The organism is uncultured Campylobacter sp., assembly GCF_938040115.1.
GTDB lineage: Bacteria > Campylobacterota > Campylobacteria > Campylobacterales > Campylobacteraceae > Campylobacter_A.
The window spans coordinates 1-5,744 of the sequence record NZ_CALHXD010000004.1; the positions used below are offsets into that span (position 1 = coordinate 1).

Below are 5,744 nucleotides of genomic sequence, written 5' to 3' on the forward strand. Positions count from 1 at the left end.
ACAAAAAGCCCGCGATCCTAGGCGCCACCGACGGCGTGGGCACAAAGCTGCGACTTGCGATCGATGCGCGTAAATTTGACGGCGTCGGGCAGGATCTCGTCGCCATGTGCGTAAACGACCTCATCTGCAACTTTGCCGAGCCGCTATTTTTCCTCGACTACTACGCGACGGCAAAGCTTGAGATCGCGGATGCCAAAGAGGTCGTAAAAAGCATCGCCGAGGGCTGCAAGCTCGCCCGCTGCGCGCTGATCGGCGGCGAGACGGCAGAGATGCCATCGATGTATGAGAAGGGCGATTTTGACCTCGCGGGCTTTGCCGTGGGTATCGCCGAGGAGGACGAGATCGACCGCTCAAAATTCGTCCGCGAAAGCGACGTGCTCATCGCGCTTCCTAGTAGCGGCCTGCACTCAAACGGCTTCTCGCTCGCGCGCAAAGTGGTCGCCGAGCTGGGGCTAAAATTTGACGACAAAGTGGACGGCCGCGCGCTCATCGACGTGCTTTTGGAGCCGACCAGGATCTACGTCGGCGACTTTTTAAATTTAAAAGACAAGATCCACGCGTTAGCGCATATCACGGGCGGCGGCATCTTGGAAAATTTGCCGCGCGTATTTCCAGAGGGGCTGGGTGCGAAGATCGAGCATGCCGCGATCCGCACGCCTGAGATCTTTAAAATCATCGCGCAAAAGGTGGAGCCCGCCGAGATGATGAGGACGTTTAATATGGGCGTTGGCATGATCGTCGTAGCGCCGAAGCAAAACGCGGACTTCGTGCTGGCAAATACCGACGGCTACGTCATCGGCGAGGTCGTAAAAGGCGGGGGCGCACAGCTCGTGTAAATTTGAAGCGGTAAAATTTGCCGCTTTTTGCCAAGGCAGAATTTATGTTTATACTAAATTTTAAAGCTAGCATTGCGACCGTTTCCAAAAACAGCGCCGAGAATTATTATATGATAGGTCTTGCGGACGACAAGTACGACTATAAAAACTATCTGCTTTTCCAAAGACCGATTAAGCTTGGGCGGCACGAGGACGCAGATGCGCCGCATAACGGCTTATACGCAGAGTGCAATGGCGATGTATGCTATAACGGCTGCAAGGCTGTGAAAATCACTAGCGAGCTTATCGTTTTTGAAGTCCAAGATAGCGTCATCGCCGTGGATATCCGCGGCGTCAAAATTCCCAAACGCTTCATGCAGTATTGTAAAGAAATTTTCGGCGATCTGCTTAGCATCGAGGGGTAAATTTAAATGCGCCTAACGGCACGTAAAATTTAGCAAGCGCGATGTAAATTCTACCGGAGGATACTACTCCGCGTCCTTTGCGTCCGCTTTTTCGATGAGGTTTTTATATTCGTCCTCGCCTAGATGCTTCATCCACGTTACATTTTTGCCGTCCTTTTCGAAGGTTACCGCGATGTGCTCGCCGTCTTCGTGCAGTCCGGCTCCATGCCAGTGTTTGACGCCCGGCGGACAAAGCACTACGTCGCCCGGGTGAGCGATTTGCACGATTCCGTCCGCCGTACCGGTGTAAATTTTGCCCTTCGTTACGATTAAATTTTGCCCCGCAGGATGCGTGTGCCATGCCGTGCGTACTCCACGCGGAAAATGCACTAGCGCCGCCCCTGCGTTTGCATAAGGCGTTGCGCCGAAAAGCAGCGTGACTTTAGGCAATCCGCCTGCAAAAATTTTATCGCTTACCTTATCATAAACGGCGAGATTTTCCTTTTTAACCAAAACTTGCTTTTCCTGCATCTTTTCTCCTTTATTTATATTTTTCGCAATGCTCTCTTGCGCGCTTAAATTTAATGCCCACGCCATCGCCGCTAAACTCAAAATTTTAAGAATTTAGCGTTTATTTTTATCTTTCATTATGCTCGCTTTAAATTTAATCACAAATTTAAAGCCAAAGTGCAAAAGTCGCCTAAAATTTTGTGAGCCACTCTTTTATCTCTTTTTCGCTCGGTCTCTCGCCGAAGCACTTCCCCGCTAGCCACTCGCCGCCGTTTGCTTTCTTGGCTAAATTTTTATCGCTATTTTCAAGCCCGGAGCTATAAACGGTGCAAAACGGGATCACTTTTTTGCCGTTAAAATCGTTGTTTTTTATAAACTCGTCAATCGGCCACGCAGCATCGTGCCACCAGATCGGATAGCCCACGAAAACAGCCTCGTAGCTCTCCCAGCCGGGGATTTTAGCGTTAGTTAGTGGTACGCTCCTAAGCGATGCATCATCGTGCTCGCGGCTAACGCGACTTTTTGGATCATTGTAGTTTAGATCTGCGTTTGTGTAGGGCTGCACCGGTTTTAGCTCGACTATCTTAGCGCCTAAATTTTGCGCTATTAAATTTGCCGCTCTAGCCGTATTGCCGCCTGCGGAGAAATAGACTACGAGCGTCTTTTGCGGCTCAAATTTGATATTTTCCGCTGCGCTTTGGTTTGCCGCGAATGAACACATAGCAAGCGCCGTAGCCATTATTTTGCTTAGTTTTTTCATTTTATTTTCCTTTCTTTTATCTCATCTGTTCTTGCCAAAATTTGACCGCCTCATCCAGCCAGCCTTGTGCCGCCGTGCCGGTGCCTAAGCCAAATCCGTGACCTAAATTTGCGTAGCTACGAAACTGCGTTTTAACGCCCGCAGCGGCTAAATTTCGTATCCGTCGCTCCATCACGCTGGGGCTTGCGATCCGGTCGTTTTCGCCAACGACGGCAAAGGTCGGCGGATCATTTCGCGTAAAGTCCGAATAGCCCGTATATTGCATTATCACGGCTGCAGGGCGTGGATGCGAGCCCTGCTCAAAAGCCTGCGTGCCGTAGCTTCCCAGCATCGCTACGAGCCTAGCTCCGGCCGAGCCGCCCCACAGCGAATAAAACTCCACTCCCACCTCAAGCTCCTTTGCGTGCTCAAAAATAAAGCTAATCGCACGAGCAAGGTCTTGCGCTCCGCTCCTAGCGCCCGGGCGGTAGATCAACGCAAAGGCGTTGTAGCCCTTTTTAGAAAGCTCAAGCGCGTGCGGGAAACTATCATGCATCGCGCCCACATAGGCAAAGCCGCCTCCGGCGACCACCACTGCAAACGGCTTGCCCCGCTCGCCTTTAAAATAAAAAAGCCCAGTATCGTTTTTGCGCGGATCGGCGGCTTTTTCGGTATTTGAGTAAATATCATAAAATACCTGCTCGCCGGCCTTAGCGCGATCTTTTAGATAGTTTAAAATTTCAACCGTTTTATCGGCATCGATGTGCTCGTACCACGTCAAATTTAGCTCGCCGAGCTTACCGCCGCTAAAATAACCCTTGTGCGTAGGGAAAAGCAACCTGCCGTAATCACCAAACGCCGCATCACGGACGACATCTGAAATTTTGCTCTCTTTTGTAAAGCTCTCGTTCATCTGCCCTCCCGCTAGTGCTGCCGCAAATAGCGCCGAAATCAAAAACTTTTTCAAAATCAACCTTTTTAAATTTAGCCGGCAAAGCCGAACCTATCTTGATAGGTTATTTACCATCTTTACTATCTGTGGATCGCTGTGGTCGAAAAACAGGCTTGCCCCGCTATCCAGTCCGGTGATCGTTTGCATATCCGCCTCGCTTAGCGAGAAATCAAATATATTGAAATTTTCCGCCATACGCTCTTTGCTTACGCTCTTTGGTATGACGACGATACCGCGCTGCACGAGCCAGCGTAAAATCACTTGAGCCACGCTTCTGCCTTGCTTTTGCGCGATCGTTTTTAGCACCGCGTTGCTGAACATATCCTTTCTGCCCTCGCCAAAAGGCGCCCAGCTTTGCATCGCGATGCCGAGCTCTTTTAAATTTACCTGCGCTGCGAGCTGCTGGTGAAAAGGATTGCACTCGATCTGATTTATCGCGGGCTTTATCTCGTTGTTTATCGCAAAGTCCATAATTTGGCCCGGGTTAAAGTTACTAACGCCGATGCTGCGGATGCGGCCCTCTTTTTTAAGCCTACTCATCGCTCGCCACGCGCCGTAAGTGTCGCTATATGGCTGATGGATGAGATATAGATCGAGATAATCAAGCCCTAGCTTTTTCATCGACGCATCAAAGGCTTTTAGCGCTCTATCCTCGCTTACGTCGCTCACCCAAAGCTTTGTCGTTATAAAAAGCTCCTCGCGTTTCACGCCGCCGGCTATTGCCGTTTTAACTGCCGCGCCAACGCCCTCTTCGTTATGATAAGACTGCGCAGTGTCGATGAGGCGGTAACCAACGCTAATCGCATCCTCAACGCACCTTTGAGCCTCTGTGGGCTCCACCTGATACACTCCGTAGCCTAAAATCGGCATTTTGTTGCCGTCGTTTAAGGTTAAATACTGCATTTTTTCTCCTTGCAATTTTAATTTTTTAACTGAAGTGATTATAACGGTTTTAAAAAAAAGGAGGTAGAACGATCCTGCAAAATCATTGCCTATTTCTGCAAATATTATAAAAAATACAAAATTTAGATCAAATTTGTAGTTGGGGTGGGTCGAAAATGTAAATTTTAGATAAAAGAGGCTTGAAAGATAAAATCAACGAGAGACAGCAGACCTGCCCGCACTAAATTTAAGCGCCAGTTATGGCTAAGACGTGCGCCTTAGGAGGCATGCCAAACATCCTGGAGTACTCTCTATTAAACTGCGAAGGGCTCGCGTAACCGACGGCAAATGCAGCCTCTGCGGCGTCTAAATTTTGATTTATCAAGAGATTTTTTGCCTCTTCGAGGCGGATCTTTTTTTGAAATTGAAGCGGACTAAGCGCCGTGATACGCTTGAAGTTATGATATAGCGACGATGCGCTAATACCGAGCTTTCTGGCTAAATTTTCGATATTTATCGCCTCGGCGTAGTTTGATTTTATCTCTTTAGCAGCGCGCGTGACGCGATTTTCTATGGTTTCTAGCATTGCGTATTGGCGCAGGAAATCGCCGTTTTCGCCCTTTAAGAGTATGTATAAAATTTCCTTTATCGCGAGCTTTGCTAAAAATTTAGCATCGTTTGGACGCTCTAGCAAACGGATAAATTTAAATACGGCTTCAAGCAGCTCATCATCTACCGCCCCAAGAGCTAGCCCTGCAAACTCGCCCTTTTTGCTCTCGGCGCCGCCAATGCTTTCGATCACGCCCAAGATATCTTCTAGCTCAAAGTTGATCTTTATGGCTAGATACGGGCAGCCTTTGATCTTCGCAACGGCGGGGATGTGCGTAGCGGCTAGCAGATAGCGCTGCTCGTCGTACTCGTAAAAATCATTACCGACTTTGGCCAGTTTTGAGCCCTTAAAAACCATGCAAAGCGCAGGCTCGTAAACGCCGGTTAAAAACTCGGTCGGCACGCTTGCTCGGTAGACAAACAGCTCCTTTATATCGCTTTGTATCTTACCGTCTGAGCTAAATTTAGCGTCCAAATACTTGCAAATTTCATCTATCTTGTTCATTGTGCCTCCTTGGTTTTTGGAATTTTAGCAAAATTTATAAAATAGTAAGCTACGAATATCCACCGACCCGCTTTCTCAAATTTAGCAAGTAAATAGGCAAAGTCGGCTCGCCAAATATTTAAAAGAGCTCAATCCAAAATGATAAGCTCGGATGGTTTAACGACCGTCCGAAAATCAAAAGTCAAAGCAAGAGGCTAAAGCCATAAGCCGATTTACTCCATTTAAATTTATCTTGCCAGCTCAAGAATTTTAGCGATATTTTCGCGGCTGTAGAGCTCCGCCATATTCCACGCCTTGGCATTTGCCTCGGCTACGTCTATGACCTCAT

7 protein-coding genes are annotated in these 5,744 nt (G+C 48.5%); 2 read left to right on the top strand and 5 right to left on the bottom strand.

Translation table 11 applies throughout. From position 1 onward, the window contains the following. Together purM and Q0314_RS00100 are read left to right on the top strand one after the other, a co-directional pair. The coding region (purM, locus tag Q0314_RS00095) for a phosphoribosylformylglycinamidine cyclo-ligase (protein ID WP_298055092.1) at positions 1-836 on the top strand (836 nt) is incomplete at its 5' end. Positions 837-880: 44 nt separating this feature from the next. After that, positions 881-1,240 carry an Imm10 family immunity protein gene (locus Q0314_RS00100; protein ID WP_298055094.1) on the top strand — a complete coding sequence of 120 codons (360 nt, stop codon included), beginning with the start codon at positions 881-883 and terminating at the stop codon, positions 1,238-1,240. Positions 1,241-1,303: 63 nt separating this feature from the next. Here Q0314_RS00100 and Q0314_RS00105 read toward each other — a convergent pair whose 3' ends face one another. The 5 genes from Q0314_RS00105 to Q0314_RS00125 form a co-directional block, all read right to left on the bottom strand. Beyond that, the gene (locus Q0314_RS00105; RefSeq protein ID WP_298055098.1) at positions 1,304-1,750 is read right to left on the bottom strand and encodes a cupin domain-containing protein; all 447 of its coding nucleotides are present in this window, start codon (positions 1,748-1,750) and stop codon (positions 1,304-1,306) included. Between the two features lie 169 nt (positions 1,751-1,919). Further along, positions 1,920-2,489 (bottom strand): flavodoxin, encoded by a 570-nt coding sequence (locus tag Q0314_RS00110; protein WP_298055107.1) that lies wholly within the window; start codon positions 2,487-2,489, stop codon positions 1,920-1,922. 16 nt (positions 2,490-2,505) lie between these two features. Next, positions 2,506-3,435: an alpha/beta hydrolase gene (locus Q0314_RS00115; protein ID WP_298055109.1), complete on the bottom strand. Its 930-nt coding sequence runs from the start codon at positions 3,433-3,435 to the stop codon at positions 2,506-2,508. A gap of 36 nt (positions 3,436-3,471) precedes the next feature. Next, the gene (locus tag Q0314_RS00120; protein WP_298055112.1) at positions 3,472-4,323 is read right to left on the bottom strand and encodes an aldo/keto reductase; all 852 of its coding nucleotides are present in this window, start codon (positions 4,321-4,323) and stop codon (positions 3,472-3,474) included. Positions 4,324-4,549: 226 nt separating this feature from the next. Further along, on the bottom strand, positions 4,550-5,416 hold the full coding sequence (locus Q0314_RS00125; RefSeq protein WP_298055115.1) for an AraC family transcriptional regulator: 867 nt from the start codon (positions 5,414-5,416) through the stop codon (positions 4,550-4,552). Positions 5,417-5,744: the final 328 nt, after the last annotated feature.